Genomic DNA, 14,504 nt, shown 5'->3' on the forward strand with positions numbered 1-14,504 from the left:
CCTAGTCCTCACGTTGTGTCATTTGTTCGGGTGTCGAGCGGCCATTGGTTCGTTTTGAGCATGAAAAGCTCAAACAGACCAGGAGGCATGCTGCGATCACCCGCTTCCCATTGCTGCCACGCACGCAAAGAGGCTCGCACAAGCTGTGCCGCTTCTGTCTGCGTGAGTCCGGCTGCGATACGAGCGTTGCGTATGGCGTCGGGCTTTGGGGTGTGAGGTTTCGGGTCGTTCATGGCGCCGTTAGCAATGCTCTTGCAATGAGCATTGGATGAATTACAAATGCAATTATACGCTCATTGAGCGTATTGCGTGTAAGCCTTTGTGCCAGGTGATCATGGGCGATTAGTCAGTAGCCTTGAGATAAGGCTTGGCTTTCCACCCATCGCTCGAATTCATCTACGTTCACGAAAACACGCCCATCGGGAGCCTTTTTCCAGATGCGTCCTTCTACCCATACACCGCCCTTAATCTTGTGCCTGACTGCGTTCTCGCTGTAGCCGGTCATCTCTGCAAATTTCTTTATTAAGACCCATCGGTTCACGTAAGTCATGGCAGCTCCCTTCAAGGCCTTGTTCTTCAGTCGGCAATCGGACAATAAAAATTGTCCCGAACCCAGGGTGAATGAGAAACCTTGAGGGGCGAATGAGAGCGTACATGGGCGTGAAATGGCTGGGCATAAATGCCGACCAACCTAGCGTGGCGGTGTCACATCGAACTGTTTACTGGCTTTCTGTACGCTTGCTACGGCCAGTAGTACTGGGTAAAATCCTGACCTAAGGCTTCGGGCAGGAGCCTGCCACCCGTCATAGCAAAGCTGTTGACAGCACTGTCGAGTTATCTTTCTTCCTGCGCATGCTATGTTCAGGTTCAAGAAGCGGCTGACGGGTGACGTTTCGTCATGAGCCGGGAGAACTATCATGTCGAAGGAACTCATCTGCCCGACTACTTTGGCGGGTATCAAACGTCTCGCAAAATCACTGAAAGTCGAGCGCGGAATTCCGCATACAAAGGCTCTCGATGCTGCCGCTCAGGCAGCTCACTTTCAGAACTTCCAACACGCTCGAAACGTACTCCAGCACCCAACCGAAGCGCGACGACCCCAGCATCGTCTGTATCTCACTTCGTATTGGAAGGATCGTGCGTCCGGTGCGTCCGGCCGAGAAACACTGACCCTCGATTTGTCAGACCCATGGGGGGATCTGATAGCTCCTCTTCAGTTGCTCAATCATCGGGCAACAGATGAGTTTCGGTCGGCCGGTCCAGATCACTTGCAATCCACGTATCGCCATGACACCCAGTCTAAAGCAAGGCATGCCGTCTGCGCCGCAGCACGAGCATTCCAGTTCATGGATGCTACGAAGTTGCGGCCATCCAAAGGTTATAGTCGCGCTTTGCCAAATGGTGATTCCAGCAAGGCTATCCCGGGACGCGATCATTACAGCGTCTGGTTTGATCCGCTGACGAAACGCTATTTGTTCGTAGATGAGCCATATGGTCCTGCAGTAAAAAATAGGCAGGATGAACGGCAGGCTTGGGCAACGAAATATGGCTACGGAATTGCCATGCCTGAATGGGCGGGGATGCATGCTCCGGATGTGGGGTCACGTCTTTTCCTGATATCCGAGATATCTAAGGGTGTTCCTCTTGAGCCACTCGTTTCTGCACTCAATCGCCTGCCCGAGCCAGTCGTTGAAAGCCCATGGACAGGGCAGTCCGCGCCCAGCACTCCCATTTTTGTGAGCCCAGGATCTCTTGCTGCGGGTGAAAATAAGCACAAACTGGCCAGACAGAAAAGCAAGCCGGACAATTCTGTTCCATACTCATTTTTTCTTTCTCGGGGTAGGCGACCAAAGGTCCGTATGCCAATCACCGGCCATGCTGAAGTCGGTGGTCTTCTCAAGTCTGTCTTGATTGCCACCTACCATCGTAAAGGCGTATACAACCGCGTCAACTCCATCCGCTCGAAACTTGACGATTGGGCGCAGTGTGAATACACATCAGAAGAGTTGCCTGGCGAACAGTTTTTCGATCTTTATTATCATGAGTCTGGTGCGACTTTTTCAAAATCGATATCTGACGCAGAGCGTAGGCAGCACATCAATAGCCTGGAAGTGGTCAAGACTCTGTTAACCGAACACTACCCAGATTCTGTGCCGCTGCGCGAATTGCTGAAGAAAACTGATATGGCCATCTCGTCGCTAGAGACTTGGCGATAAAAACCAACACTGGCTTAGCGCTCTGGGCTAAGCCAGTGTATTTTGCGCCCCTCCTTGGGCTGAATTTGGTTTTTAACCGATTGCGACTGGATGCTTATCGAAGATTTCTTTCGACGAGCCTTCGTGTCATGTCATCGACGGCTTCCACTCCCAAGCTGAATCCGTCAAATATGGCATATAAAGGATTCACAGCCTGACGTACGTAGTCTCCAAGTGCTGATGCGGGTGCGTTCAAGGGGACGACCACATGCGATGTATGTTGGTCTTGATAGGCTTGTCTGGTAGGTGAAATGTATCTATCTGGTTGGGCCCACGACTGCAGCTCTCGGCCTTGTAATTTGCTCCATCGGAAAGCAAATGACACCGAAGTGGTTTCAGGGTCGCATCCCATTGCTTTTGCAAATTCTAGTGCTACCGCTATAGCCTCAGCGCACCGTACGATCGGCAGGCCAAAGTCCAGCGCACTTTTAGCAGGAGGTCTATTTGGACTCGTTGATATATCGTCTTCCAGAGCGCGAAATAGATAAAACTTACCCTTGGGGTCATACAAATAGAAGTCGTAATACGGTCTGAATCCTATCGATGGCTCAATGATGAGAGATTCCCACATGCCGTTAAAGACATGAGGTCTCATGTCTTCATTGAAGCCTCTGCTATCGAGCCACGTAGGCCATCCTGTATAACGAGGATTGCTTGAGCTCAGTAGATTAAAAAAAGCAGTATTTGGGTCGTGATGAGGGACATTGCCGATCACTACGGCTGAGGCTTCCCAAGTACCAAAATCGGGTAGCTCAATCGATTTTTCTTGAATTATTGTTTTAAATCTTGCGTGACCAGAATCAAGGAGCTCGATAGCAACGTCTCGGTCTGAGGGGGTTGGAGTTGTCGATTCCATAAGCCGGCTCGCGATTGTGTTTACAAAGTCTGGGCTAATCCCTCCAAGATGCCTTCTGAGGAAGCGACCAATATCAGCCTCTCTGTTCTCAAAACAGTAGTCCATGATGGCTGACCAATCTTTCCAGTTTGCTTTGGCTGAGCTTGGGGTGTTGTTTGAATTCAGTGTTCTCACATAGACATCGTTGGTGGATATCAGTTTTGTCTGTCCTAACGTAAGATCGGACTTGGCTGCGACAGGCGTTTTTATTCCGGAGGGTATCTTAATAACAGGATACTTCTGGCCGTCTTTCTCTGGGAAACCAATTTCCACTTCGAATGCCTCAGAGGAGAAACGCGTTATCAATCCCTGTATTTTGTCAACGTGAAACAGCGCTTCGACATCATCAGGCGCGTTTTCAAGGTCAGGCTCACTTGTTCCGTCAACGAACCCGATAATTAGATAGCCGCCATTTCTATTTCTCATTGCCAATGCGGCCTTGGCGATCTTGGCTATGCCATTCTCATCATCGGGTGAGATCCATCGCTTCAGTTCTACAGATAGCGACTCACTTGGAGAATTAATAAGATTTTGTAGTTCTTCAGCATCCATGGCGATAACGCTACCTGTCATTTATTCTCTGGACTCACTCCCCAGAGAGCATCTTTGAATCGATAGACTGGCTCTTGAAGTGAATAGTAACAGTTAGCGCCACACTTCCACCAGATCCTCCCATCGCGTCGTGTAGCTCGGAGACATCCGTTCTTGGCGCATCTGCCACGCAGCTTTCGCTTGATGAACGCTGCTGGCCAACTTCACGGTCTCGCGGCCATAGCGTGTGTTGAGGCTATCCAGGGCAAGCATGGCGCGGCTGCCTCGCGGCTCGCCTGAGGTCGGTTCCTCGCCGAGTAGGTCAATCTGCAGCTGTGCCTGGGCCTGCTGCTTCGCCTGCACGTCGAGCAGGCACACGCCGGCTTTGGCGTAGTCGTAGCCATCCCGGTACAGCTTTTGCAGACCGCGCCGGGCCGCAGCGATCAGTGCCCGAGTGTCATCCGCAGGGAATCCAAGCGGAACGACCGCACTGCCGCTGTACTGCGCCGTCTGGCGAAATGGGCTGGTGCGGGCAAATACGTGAATGGCTGTTGTCATCGAGCCCTGCGCCCGCAGCTTCTCGGCGGCGCGGCTCGTAAACAGGCTCAGCGCCTGGGTCAGCCCTTCAAAGTCCCTGACAGGCTGACCAAAGCTTCTTGAGCACATGATCTGCTGTTTGGGAGGTGGCGTATCCTCCCAGTCGATGCAAGACTCTCCGGCAAGTTCTCGCGCTGTTTTCGCAACGACAATCGAAAACTTGTCGCGCAGGACTTTGTAGTCCGCACGCGCCAGATCAGCGGCAGTCTGAATGCCCAAGGCTTGCAGCCTGGGCGCCAGCTTGCGACCTACGCCCCAGACTTCCGATACGGGCACGTGTCGGATGGCGCGCATCAGGGCGTCATGATGCAGGCCCGACAGGTCGCAGACGCCCTGCAGCTTTGGTAGCGATTTGGCCAAATGATTGGCGAGTTTGGCCAGGGTTTTGCTGGCTCCGATGCCCACACAGGTGGGGATGCCCACCCACTGGGCGACACGCTGGCGGATGGCCGTGCCGATGTCACGGCCCGAGCCTGGTATACCGGTCAGATCAAGAAAGCTCTCGTCTATCGAGTAGATCTCCTGGCGCGGTGAAAACTGCCCGATGACACGCATCATGCGGTCGCTCAGGTCACCATATAGCGCGAAGTTGGCGGACAGGGCCACCAGTCCATCAGCTTCCAGGTGTTTGATCTGGAACCAGGGCGCGCCCATCTTGATGCCCATCGCCTTGGCCTCGGCCGTACGGGCGATCGCGCAGCCGTCGTTGTTGGACAGCACGATGACGGGCCTGCCCATGAGCGCTGGGCGCATCACGCGCTCACACGATGCGTAGAACGAGTTGCCGTCGATCAGCGCGATGCGCTGCGCCGGCTGGCCTGTTTGATGACCCATGTCACCACTCCCCAGACATGAAGCTCCTGGCCTTCTCGGATGACGATGTCGGGAAAAGTCGGGTTCGCCGGTTTGAGCACGACCTTGCCGTTGCGTTTGAACAAGGTTTTGACGGCGAACTCGCCGTCCACCACGGCAAGAACGATGTCGCCATGCCGCGCTTCCAGCGAACGGTCGATGACCACGCAGTCGCCGTCGTCGATGCCGACGTCGCGCATGCTCGCACCCCGCACGCGCATGTAGAAAGTCGCATCGGGCTGGCGGATGAGGATGTCGTTAAGGTCTATCCTGCGTTGAGTGTGATCGTCGGCCGGGGATGGAAAACCGCACTGGGCCACTGCTTCGACGTGCCAACACTCCAACGGCAGTGATGCCAGAGGGAGAGGAGCATTCATAGAAATAACTGTATAAAAATACAGTATATTCAAAAATGCCAGTTCTAGTTGTTACGGCTGGATCGGGGTGGTCGCGTCCGGTCTTTGGTAGCGGGCATTGCCAATGCGCCGCGTCACTGGGTGCCACTGGAAGGCGCTCTCGCCTCGGGCGGTGCTTAGCAGTTCCAGCGCGATCTCGACCTCCAGGCCTGGATCCAGCCATTCTCGGGCGTCATCGGGCTTCAAGGCGACTGGCCGCCGGTCGTGGATGTCCACCATGCCTCCCGCCGAATCATCCGTGACAATGGCAAAGCCGCTTTCGGGGCCAGGCTCTGCATCGACTTTGCCGGCACTGACGCCGGCCAGGAAAATGGTCTGACCGTCACGGGCGTGGATGAACCACGGTTGCTTGTCGCCTTTTTCCCCTGTCCATTCGAACCATCCCGCAACGGGGACGATGACCCTGTGCTTGAGCGTCGCGCGCCAGAAGGGAGATTTCTTGAGGATGGTGTCAAGGCGTGCGTTGATCACTGGAGCCTTGTCGAACCAGTGCGGGCGATAGCCCCAGAATAGCCGGGTCGCGGCAGGCTCGCCTGTGAGCTGATGCAGGGTGATGGGTTCGGTGCCAGGCGGTACGTTGTGGCGCGGACCCGCGCCAAGCTGCCGGAACAACTCCGGATGCTCGGGATAAAGCTGCTTGCCGTACTCGATGGCTGAGTCAGGCTGATTGATACGTCCACACATATCACACCCTCCCGCAAGCAAGAAAGCCTTTGAACAGTATAAGAAATTCCTCAACAAACGGCCTTTTGATGGGTTGTGCGTCACCCGCCGAGGGCGGGTCGGGCGGCTCCAGGTTCGCCGGGGCTCATACCTGGCGGGACTGGCGAAGCCAGCCTTGCGACCCCCTGACGCCTGCCGCGTGCCTGTCGGCACTTGCCTCAAACCCAGTGAGAGAGAGTGGCGGCCTTGTTTCCTCCCAGTGTGCCATGCCGTTCTCGGGCTCAAGGGCGGCGCGCACATGTGCGCTGGCGGCCGATGGCCGTCTGACGACCCTGTGACCCTATGCGCTGCGGCATGACCCCTTCGGTTCCAGGCAATTCCGCCTGATTCCGAACCGGAGGCTGACATGCAGCAATACGATCTTTCCCTCGAACCCCTGAACGCTGAAGCACTGCTGGTGCGTGAAGCAGACGGCGCCATGCGCCCAGCCAGCCGCAAGGAGATCCTGGCGGTGGCACGCGAACTGGTCAATGCCGACGATCTGCGCGGGCACGACTTGTCCAGTCCCGCGCTGGTCAAAGAGTTCCTGCGGTTGCGTCTGAATGTGGCGTTAGAGTACGAAGTCTTCGGGCTGATTCTGCTCGATGGCCAGAACCGGTTGGTTGAGTACCTGGAGCCGTTTCGCGGCACCGTCAATCAGTCGGCGGTCTATCCACGGGAGGTGGTGAAGCTCGCGTTGGCCAAGAATGCCCAGTCAGTCATGCTGGTGCATAACCATCCGTCCGGCGCGCGTGAGGCTAGCCGTGCAGACATCGCGTTGACCAAGCATCTGAAGGATGCGCTGGCGCTGGTCGACGTGCGGGTGCTGGATCACTTCATCGTGGCTGGTGCGACGGTCGTATCGATGGCGGAGGCCGGACTGCTCTGAACCATCAAGGGGAAGCCTGACGGCTTCCCCAATGCGAGAGCATTCTCGATAATAGGCTTGCAGTGCGTGGGCGTTGGACAGGGGGTACGTAGAACGACCATTATTTTGGAGCAGTAGACATGGACCTTTTGCATCAGTTGATCTACTTGCAGGAGATACAGGCGCAATGCCGTATGGCGCTGCAGGCCGGCAATGCTCTGAATCAGACGCTCGCGCTAACCGAACCTATGCAATCCATCGAAGATGGTGCCATGAAGACGGCAGAGGTCTTCCGCAACGTGCATAGCATGCTGACGCACGTTGCGAATATTTCAAAGTTGCTCTGGCCAGGGGATAGCGTCAAAAGTAAACGTCGAAATGAGCGCGCGCAAGAGTTGCGTTCCCTGCTTGAACTCCCTGATTGCGGGCATCCTCTGGGAGAAAGAAGCATACGCAATGATCTGGATCACTTCGATGAGCGTTTGGATTGCTGGGCTGATCAAGCAGATGGAACACCCAGAGACATTTGGCAGGACTGCATCGGTTCGTGGGATGTTCCAATCAAACAGTTCAATGCGAAACGCAAGAGTGTGATGCGGCATTTTGAACCGGAGTTGCAGACGTTTCGCTTTCAGGGCAAGCACTGGTGCGTTCCTGAGATGATCGAAAAAGTGAAGGCCTTGAAGCAGAAGATAGATCCAGTCGAGCTACAGATAAGAAATACGTTTAATCCCACACCTCGGCCCGTCCTGTCGGATAGGGTGCGGGTTCTTGATTGAGATGTTTACAAATGCGTTGTTGGCCTGTTGATGTTGCTTGATGTCTTAAAGCGTTCTCTCGTGAGGGTTGTTGTCCTGCTCGTAGCCAGCCTGCCGGCAGGCTGGGCGCGGTGTGGTATGTGGCATCGAGCCTCGCTGGGCAAATCTCGCCGCTGGCAGGCTTCCATCGTTCCCTAGCTGAGCTCACTTAACCTACGATCCGGCTTTCTGCACCGAGCAAGTGCGTGGCGCCCTCTGTGACGGCGCAGAGTTTTGCTAGGTATAACCCCCCAGGGGGGATATAATTTTCTCATGACAGAATCACACAAACACACCAGCCATCCCGACGTGGTGAAGCGGCTCAAGCGCGCCGAAGGCCACCTTCGGCACGTCATCGGCATGATCGAGGCGGAGAAACCTTGCCTTGATATTGCCCGCCAGCTCTCGGCGGTAGAAAGCGCGGTGACGGCAGCAAAGCGTGCGCTGATCCACGATCACATCGACCATTGCCTTGACCATGATGCAGCTTCCGTCCTGACTGAAATGAAGGCACTGGCAAAACTCCTTTGAGGTCGTCTGATGCTTGCTGTCCTTAAGAATCGCACCTATCGCCACCTGTTCGCCGCGCAGGTGATCGCGCTCGTTGGTACCGGCCTGATGACTGTAGCACTTGGCCTGCTCGCTTATGACTTGGCGGGCGCGGACGCCGGAGCCGTGCTAGGTATGGCGCTGGCTATCAGTCTCGGCAGGATTGCGATAGGCGAGCAGTCGCAGCGCATTGAAGACCACCAGCAGGGTGGACCCTTCGTGCACCGCCACGGCCGGGCCGATGCCCAGCCCCAAAATCGTCGCCGGCACCAGCAGCGCCACGATGCCCAGGCTGACGAACACGTTCTGGCGGATCACCGAACGCGTGTGCCGGCTCAGACCCACCGCAAACGGCAGGTGCTTGAGATCGTCCGCCATCAGCGCCACATCGGCGGTTTCCAGCGCGACATCCGAACCGGCGGCGCCCATTGCGACACCCACCGTGGCATTGGCCATCGCGGGCGCATCATTGACCCCGTCGCCGACCATCGCCACCTTGGTCGTCTGCCGCAGCTTGCGGATCGCCTCGACCTTGTCCTCGGGCATCAGATCGCCCCAAGCCTCGTCCAGGCCGACCTCGCCAGCGATGGCCTCGGCGACTTTCGTGTGGTCGCCGGAGATCATGATCATGCGGCGGATGCCCAGGTCGCGCAGTTGCTGCAGGGCTTGCTTCGCGCCAGCGCGCGGCGTGTCCAGCAGCCCGATGGCGCCCAGGTCGCGGTCACCGCGCCGCACCACCATGGTCGTGCGGCCGCTTTCGCGCAGACGCTCGATCGCCGCCTGGGCGGCGGCCCCCAGCGCTGGCACGCCCTCTGTGCCGAACATCTCCACCTTGCCAATCCACACCGTCTCGCCCTGCAGCTTGGCGGTGACACCACGGCCGATCAGGTTCTGCAGGCCATCGGCATCCGGTGGCTGCGTTGCACCCAGGCGCTCGCGCCCATCCCGAGCAATGGCGGCGGCCAAGGGGTGGTCGCTGAGCGACTCCACCGCCACCGCCACGGACAGCAACTCTTCCTCGCTCGTGCCATCGACCGTCACCACATCCGTGATGCGCGGCTTGCCCTCGGTCAGCGTGCCGGTTTTGTCGAAGGCCATCGCATCGAGGGAGCCCAACTCCTCCAGTGGCGCGCCGCCCTTGATGAGAACGCCGCCGCGCGCGGCCCGGGCGATACCTGAAAGCACTGCGCTGGGTGTGGCAATCGCCAGCGCACAGGGGCTGGCCGCCACCAGCACAGCCATGGCGCGGTAGAAGCTGTCGCGGAACGGCTCATCGACCACAACCCAGGCGAACAGCAGCAGGAAGGCCAGCCCCAGCACAGCGGGCACGAAGATACGCTCGAACTTGTCGGTGAAACGCTGTGTGGGTGACTTGCGTGTTTCCGCCTCGCTGACCATCTTCACGACTCGCGCCAGGGCGGATTCGCTGGAGCGGCGCGTCACTTCTACCTCGATGCCCCCTGCGCCATTGATGGTGCCGGCGAAGACGCGCGACGCCGCATCCACGCTGTCGGGACGGGCGCGCGCCTTGGCTGCATCCTCGACCGGGCGCTTGTCCACCGGCATGCTCTCTCCGGTGACCGGAGCCTGATTGATGGCCGAGGTGCCCTGCACGATGAAGCCATCGGCCGACAGGCGCTGGTTGGGCCGCACCAAGACGATGTCGCCGACAACCAGTTCCTCGACGGGGATCTCCTTCGTCTGACCGTCACGACGTACCGTCGCGGTATCCGGCGCCAGCTCGGCCAGCGCCTCGATGGCGCGCTTGGCCCTGCCCATCGCATAGTGCTCCAGTGCATGACCCAGGCTGAAGAGGAAGAGCAGCAGCGCGCCTTCGGCCCAGGAGCCCAGCGCCGCGGCGCCAGCGGCGGCCACCAGCATCAGCGTGTCGATCTCGAAGCGCCTGAGCTTGAGGTTGTCGATCGCCTCGCGCAGCGTGTAGAAGCCGCCGAAGAAATAAGCCAGAACGAAGCAGGCCAATGGCAGCCAGCCGGGCGTGCCCGTCAACAGTTTGTCGATCGCCACGCCAATGCCCAGCAGCGCTCCGCAGGCCAACGCGAAAATCATTTCGGTATTGGCGCCGAACAGGCCTCCCTGTCCGTGCGCATGCCCATGTTCGCCTTTCTCGCCCGGTTCGTGACGATGCCCCGGCTCGCCGTGCGCCGCGGACGCCGGGATCGTCGAGCTTTCAAGCTGCTTTACCCCGGCATCGGCCAGCGACTTGAGGATGGCCTGCTCCGTGACTGCCTGCCGGTCGAAGTCCACATGAACCAACCCGGTCGCGCTGACCTGGGCATCCAGCACGCCCGGCAGCCCGCGCAGCAGCTCGGACACCGTCCTGGCGCGCCGCGCATGGCCGATGCCCTCGGTCTGCCATAGCACGTGCGCGAAGCGGTCCGTGATCTGCGCACCTGCTGCCCGCACGATCTCGCGGATGCGGGCCAGCGGCAGCAACTCGGGATCATGGTGGATGCACAACTGCGCCGGGCCATCGCCCTGCGCCGTTCGGACATGCACCTTGTCAATGCCTTCACGGCCTTGCAGGTCGTCGATCAGGCGTCGAACGATGGCATCTTCTGCATCCGCAATCTGCGGCAGTACGAGGGGAATGTCGAGGCGAAGTTTATTGTTCATATTCACGATCAGATGGCTTGAGAAAGTCTGCGAAGCCTAAGCGCTCGCAACCTCGGCGTGGTGCGCCTCAGCGTCCACCACGAACTCGGGCGCGTCCTTACCAACGTCGCGGACTGGCTGCATGCGGCATAACGATCACCGCAGTGTCGATAGTCTGTCAGGCAACAACGAGGTTGTTTCGACTCTACGGAGGCTTGACACCGTCCTTGTTTGTACCAAAGTTCCAGTCTAATATACCATACCCCCCTATGTCACAATAGCAACAGAAACTATGAGCCACACCGTCAAGGAAAAACCCAAACTTCTCGCCCGTGCACGTCGCATCAAGGGGCAACTTGAGGGGATCGAGCGCGCACTGGAAGCAGAAAAGGGATGCGCCGACGTTCTCCACCAGATCGTTGCGGCCCGAGGCGCGTTGACCGGCTTGATGCGCGAAGTGATCGAGGGGCACATCCACTCGCACATCGCCAACCCGCAAGACCCCGGCGACGGCATCCGCGAGCAAGGCGCAGCCGAGCTGATCGCAATTCTTCGCGCCTATATGAAGTGAATCCAGTCGCGCCTGTCGCGCGCAAACCCTCCCGGACATCCAAGATGTCTACATCACACAACGAGCCGCACGACCACCATGGGCTCACTCAGCAGAGCCACGAAGATCACGACCACGACCATGATGATGCCCACGATCACGAGCATCCCTTCGACTGGAAAGAGGCGCTGCGCATCTGCCTAGTCGCAGTCGCTGCCGCTGCGGTCTGGTTCAAGTGGTGGGAGCCGTATCCAGCGTTCAGCATGATCGGCGTTATCGGCCTGGTGATCGGCGGCTGGCCGATCCTCAAGGAAGCGCTGGAAAACGCGCTGGCCCGGCGCATGACGATGGAGCTTTCGATGACCATCGCCATCGTCGCCGCGGCCGCGATCGGCGAGTTCTTCACTGCGCTGGTGATCACGCTGTTCGTGCTGATCGCGGAGGTATTGGAAGGCTTGACGGTCGGCCGCGGGCGCAAGGCGATCCGGGACCTGCTGGAGCTCCTGCCACGCGAGGTGTCGGTGCGCAGGACGGACGCCATCAAGACCGTCGCGGCGGAGGAACTGTCGGTGAGCGACGTGATCCTGGTTTCCCCCGGCGGGCGCCTTCCGGTCGATGGCGTCGTCGTCTCCGGCCACTCGTTCACCGACGAATCGCGCATCACCGGTGAGTCGATGCCGGTCGAGAAGACCGAAGGCGCGCGCGTCTATGCCGGCGCGATCAACCAGTCGGGCGCGCTGGAGATTCGCGCCGAGCGCATCGGCCGCGATACGAGCTATGGCCGCATCATCGAGGCGGTGGAGCGCGCCGAGCGCTCGCGGGCGCCTGTGCAGCGGATGGCGGACCGGCTCGCCGGCTATCTGGTGTACTTCGCGCTGGGCGCCGCCGTGCTGACCTGGCTCATCACGCGAGACATGCGCGCGACCATCTCGGTGATCATCGTCGCCGGCGCATGCGGTATCGCCGCTGGAACACCGCTGGCGATCCTGGGCGGCATCGGCCGCTCAGCCCGGCTGGGGGCCATCATCAAGGGCGGCGTCCATCTCGAAACACTGGGCAAGGTCGATACCGTCGTGCTCGACAAGACCGGCACGCTGACCTACGGCCGTCCTGAGATCCAGTCCGTCACGCCCGTGGCGGGCGTCCCGGCTGCGGCGCTACTCGATGCTGCGGCTACCGCCGAGATCCGCTCGGAGCATCCGCTTGGCAAGGCCATCCTGAGCCGCGTGAAAGCCGAAGGACGCGAAGTACGGGAACCGGAGCACTTCGGCTATACGCCAGGCCGGGGTATCTCGGCGCGACTGGCCGGTGCCACGATCTTCGTCGGCAACCGCGCCTGGATGGCCGACAACGGTATCGACATGCCGCCGCCCCGTGATCTCGGAGCCTGCACCGAGGTGGTGGTTGCCAAAGACGGACGTCTGCTGGGCACCATCGACATCGCCGACACGATCAGGCCCGAAGCGAAGCGGGCCATCGCCGCGCTGGATGCCATGGGCGTGCGAACGGTGCTGCTGACAGGCGACAACCATCGGGTCGCAACCGCCGTCGCCGCCGAACTCGGCTTGAAGAACGTCGAAGCCGAATTGCTGCCCGAAGACAAGCTGGCCCGGCTGGCCGAGATGGTGAAACAGGGGCGGATGGTGGCGATGGTCGGCGACGGCGTGAACGATGCCCCGGCTTTGGCAGAAGCAAGCGTTAGCGTTGCAATGGGGTCCGGTACCGACGTGGCGCAGGAAAGTTCCGATATCGTGCTCCTGGGCAACGACCTAGCCTGCTTTGTCGACACGATGAAAGTGGCGCGGCGTACGCGCGCCATCATCTGGCAGAACTTCGTGGGCACGATCGGCATCGATCTGTTGGGCATTGCGCTGGCCGCGTTCGGATTGTTAGGTCCTCTGCTTGCCGCCTTCATTCACGTGGCTTCGGAGCTGACGTTCATCCTTAACTCAGCACGTCTATTGCCGGAGGCGCGTCGCAATTCGCTCGCTTCGGTGGGCGATGCGCCGGCGGCCAACCCCGCCGACGTTGCTGCTCCGAGCCGCCACTGAGAGTGGTAAGACGAACGCGATTGGCTCGTCATCATCATCTGGTTTTTCATCAGAGTAGCCTTGGGATGGGGTAAAGTCTACTTCGCACCGAGTTGATGTTATCGCGTCGTCTTCTGCAGGTAGAAATACGAGGGCTCGCTGCCCAATCGACACCGTCCTTGCCGCCGAGCAGTGTCCTCTGGCGCCTCAAGGTTACATCATAACGCTCTGTATTAACCGATCGCCTGGTCGCACGCAGTCAGTCCGCTTCTATTTGGTTCAGCTAAGGCCTTCAGCATCTGCGTTGCCTCGTGGGAACCCTCGATTCCTCGTGATGAACGTATTTAGCACAGGTGGGATCAATTTCTCTGAAACAACCACCTCTCATTCAGACTGCGCGTGCAGCACCGCTTAGCGGTCTAGCTTGAACTTCAAGGAGGCCGAACAAGCAAAGCTCAGTTTTAAGAAAAAAATTGATGCACCTCCTTGAAACAGAGGCAGGGAGGATTCGATTTCTGGACGAAGGTGTGAAATCTGCCTAACGTGATCAAACACGTTAAAGACTTGCGATAGAAAGACAATCCTGAAGAAGCCCTGATAAGAAATACGCTCGATTCGGCTCCAGAGCCTGTAGAAAAGTACTAGTGACGGTTCGAGGATTGAGATAGGTACGGGTAAGTCGTTGGATCGCTGTCGCTTGATGTCTTGATATGTTCTTCTGCGACGATTCCCGTTTAGCACGTCCCCGGCCTGTCGGCAGGCCGGTCGCGCTGTCGTGCGCGGCATCGAGTCTCGCCATGCGAGTCTCGCCCCTGACGGGCTTCCATCGTTCCCTCGCTGCGCTCGGCT

13 protein-coding genes and 1 pseudogene are annotated in these 14,504 nt (G+C 58.7%); 7 read left to right on the forward strand and 7 right to left on the reverse strand.

Annotation, left to right across the window (positions count from 1 at the left end):
• Positions 1 to 8: 8 nt before the first annotated feature.
• Positions 9 to 233: a helix-turn-helix domain-containing protein gene (locus ACSBPU_RS06200; protein ID WP_026485281.1), complete on the reverse strand. Its 225-nt coding sequence runs from the start codon at positions 231 to 233 to the stop codon at positions 9 to 11.
• 113 nt (positions 234 to 346) lie between these two features.
• Complete coding sequence (locus tag ACSBPU_RS06205; RefSeq protein ID WP_026485282.1) at positions 347 to 550, reverse strand: hypothetical protein; 204 nt, start codon at positions 548 to 550, stop codon at positions 347 to 349.
• A gap of 367 nt (positions 551 to 917) precedes the next feature.
• On the opposite strand from ACSBPU_RS06205, the gene ACSBPU_RS06210 reads away from it, so the two are divergent.
• Positions 918 to 2,216 carry a DUF5623 domain-containing protein gene (locus ACSBPU_RS06210; RefSeq protein ID WP_051316444.1) on the forward strand — a complete coding sequence of 433 codons (1,299 nt, stop codon included), beginning with the start codon at positions 918 to 920 and terminating at the stop codon, positions 2,214 to 2,216.
• Between the two features lie 94 nt (positions 2,217 to 2,310).
• Here the strand turns inward: ACSBPU_RS06210 and ACSBPU_RS06215 are convergent, their stop codons facing one another.
• The 4 genes from ACSBPU_RS06215 to ACSBPU_RS06230 all read right to left on the reverse strand — a co-directional run bounded on the left by ACSBPU_RS06215 (position 2,311) and on the right by ACSBPU_RS06230 (position 6,230).
• Positions 2,311 to 3,723: an AlbA family DNA-binding domain-containing protein gene (locus ACSBPU_RS06215; RefSeq protein WP_051316445.1), complete on the reverse strand. Its 1,413-nt coding sequence runs from the start codon at positions 3,721 to 3,723 to the stop codon at positions 2,311 to 2,313.
• 72 nt (positions 3,724 to 3,795) lie between these two features.
• On the reverse strand, positions 3,796 to 5,112 hold the full coding sequence (locus ACSBPU_RS06220; RefSeq protein WP_051316446.1) for a Y-family DNA polymerase: 1,317 nt from the start codon (positions 5,110 to 5,112) through the stop codon (positions 3,796 to 3,798).
• A complete protein-coding gene (locus ACSBPU_RS06225) occupies positions 5,070 to 5,507 on the reverse strand; it encodes a LexA family protein (RefSeq protein WP_026485285.1) in 438 nt (145 codons plus the stop codon). Before ACSBPU_RS06225 ends, ACSBPU_RS06220 begins: the two co-directional genes overlap by 43 nt.
• Positions 5,508 to 5,558: 51 nt before the next feature.
• Positions 5,559 to 6,230: an SOS response-associated peptidase gene (locus ACSBPU_RS06230; protein WP_026485286.1), complete on the reverse strand. Its 672-nt coding sequence runs from the start codon at positions 6,228 to 6,230 to the stop codon at positions 5,559 to 5,561.
• A gap of 385 nt (positions 6,231 to 6,615) precedes the next feature.
• Here ACSBPU_RS06230 and ACSBPU_RS06235 point away from each other — a divergent pair, with 385 nt between their 5' ends.
• From ACSBPU_RS06235 to ACSBPU_RS06250, 4 genes and pseudogenes are all read left to right on the forward strand, one after another.
• Complete coding sequence (locus tag ACSBPU_RS06235; protein ID WP_026485287.1) at positions 6,616 to 7,137, forward strand: JAB domain-containing protein; 522 nt, start codon at positions 6,616 to 6,618, stop codon at positions 7,135 to 7,137.
• Positions 7,138 to 7,256: 119 nt separating this feature from the next.
• Entirely contained in the window at positions 7,257 to 7,895 is a 639-nt protein-coding gene (locus ACSBPU_RS06240; protein WP_026485288.1) for a hypothetical protein, read from the forward strand.
• Positions 7,896 to 8,186: 291 nt separating this feature from the next.
• Entirely contained in the window at positions 8,187 to 8,444 is a 258-nt protein-coding gene (locus ACSBPU_RS06245; RefSeq protein ID WP_080655610.1) for a metal-sensing transcriptional repressor, read from the forward strand.
• A 9-nt stretch (positions 8,445 to 8,453) separates the two neighbouring features.
• Positions 8,454 to 8,618: pseudogene (locus ACSBPU_RS06250) on the forward strand (MFS transporter); the annotation flags it as partial.
• Here ACSBPU_RS06250 and ACSBPU_RS06255 read toward each other — a convergent pair.
• Positions 8,592 to 11,096 carry a heavy metal translocating P-type ATPase gene (locus ACSBPU_RS06255; protein ID WP_026485290.1) on the reverse strand — a complete coding sequence of 835 codons (2,505 nt, stop codon included), beginning with the start codon at positions 11,094 to 11,096 and terminating at the stop codon, positions 8,592 to 8,594. The pseudogene ACSBPU_RS06250 and the gene ACSBPU_RS06255 sit on opposite strands and share 27 nt — an antisense overlap.
• Before the next feature lie 271 nt (positions 11,097 to 11,367).
• Between ACSBPU_RS06255 and ACSBPU_RS06260 the strand changes: the two genes are divergently transcribed.
• Together ACSBPU_RS06260 and ACSBPU_RS06265 are read left to right on the forward strand one after the other, a co-directional pair.
• Entirely contained in the window at positions 11,368 to 11,646 is a 279-nt protein-coding gene (locus ACSBPU_RS06260) for a metal/formaldehyde-sensitive transcriptional repressor (protein ID WP_026485291.1), read from the forward strand.
• A 44-nt stretch (positions 11,647 to 11,690) separates the two neighbouring features.
• Positions 11,691 to 13,676: a heavy metal translocating P-type ATPase gene (locus tag ACSBPU_RS06265; protein WP_442596524.1), complete on the forward strand. Its 1,986-nt coding sequence runs from the start codon at positions 11,691 to 11,693 to the stop codon at positions 13,674 to 13,676.
• The last annotated feature ends 828 nt before the right edge of the window (positions 13,677 to 14,504 follow it).

This window comes from Parapusillimonas sp. JC17 (assembly GCF_052180245.1).
Classification (GTDB): Bacteria; Pseudomonadota; Gammaproteobacteria; order Burkholderiales; family Burkholderiaceae_B; genus Parapusillimonas.

Coding starts and splice junctions, on each gene's coding strand:
- ACSBPU_RS06205 (WP_026485282.1), bottom strand. CDS start 550: ATGACTTACGTGAACCGATGGGTCTTAATAAAGAAATTTGCAGAGATG.
- ACSBPU_RS06215 (WP_051316445.1), bottom strand. CDS start 3,723: ATGACAGGTAGCGTTATCGCCATGGATGCTGAAGAACTACAAAATCTT.
- ACSBPU_RS06220 (WP_051316446.1), bottom strand. CDS start 5,112: ATGGGTCATCAAACAGGCCAGCCGGCGCAGCGCATCGCGCTGATCGAC.
- ACSBPU_RS06225 (WP_026485285.1), bottom strand. CDS start 5,507: ATGAATGCTCCTCTCCCTCTGGCATCACTGCCGTTGGAGTGTTGGCAC.
- ACSBPU_RS06245 (WP_080655610.1), top strand. CDS start 8,187: ATGACAGAATCACACAAACACACCAGCCATCCCGACGTGGTGAAGCGG.
- ACSBPU_RS06235 (WP_026485287.1), top strand. CDS start 6,616: ATGCAGCAATACGATCTTTCCCTCGAACCCCTGAACGCTGAAGCACTG.
- ACSBPU_RS06240 (WP_026485288.1), top strand. CDS start 7,257: ATGGACCTTTTGCATCAGTTGATCTACTTGCAGGAGATACAGGCGCAA.
- ACSBPU_RS06200 (WP_026485281.1), bottom strand. CDS start 233: ATGAACGACCCGAAACCTCACACCCCAAAGCCCGACGCCATACGCAAC.
- ACSBPU_RS06260 (WP_026485291.1), top strand. CDS start 11,368: ATGAGCCACACCGTCAAGGAAAAACCCAAACTTCTCGCCCGTGCACGT.
- ACSBPU_RS06230 (WP_026485286.1), bottom strand. CDS start 6,230: ATGTGTGGACGTATCAATCAGCCTGACTCAGCCATCGAGTACGGCAAG.
- ACSBPU_RS06265 (WP_442596524.1), top strand. CDS start 11,691: ATGTCTACATCACACAACGAGCCGCACGACCACCATGGGCTCACTCAG.
- ACSBPU_RS06255 (WP_026485290.1), bottom strand. CDS start 11,096: ATGAACAATAAACTTCGCCTCGACATTCCCCTCGTACTGCCGCAGATT.
- ACSBPU_RS06210 (WP_051316444.1), top strand. CDS start 918: ATGTCGAAGGAACTCATCTGCCCGACTACTTTGGCGGGTATCAAACGT.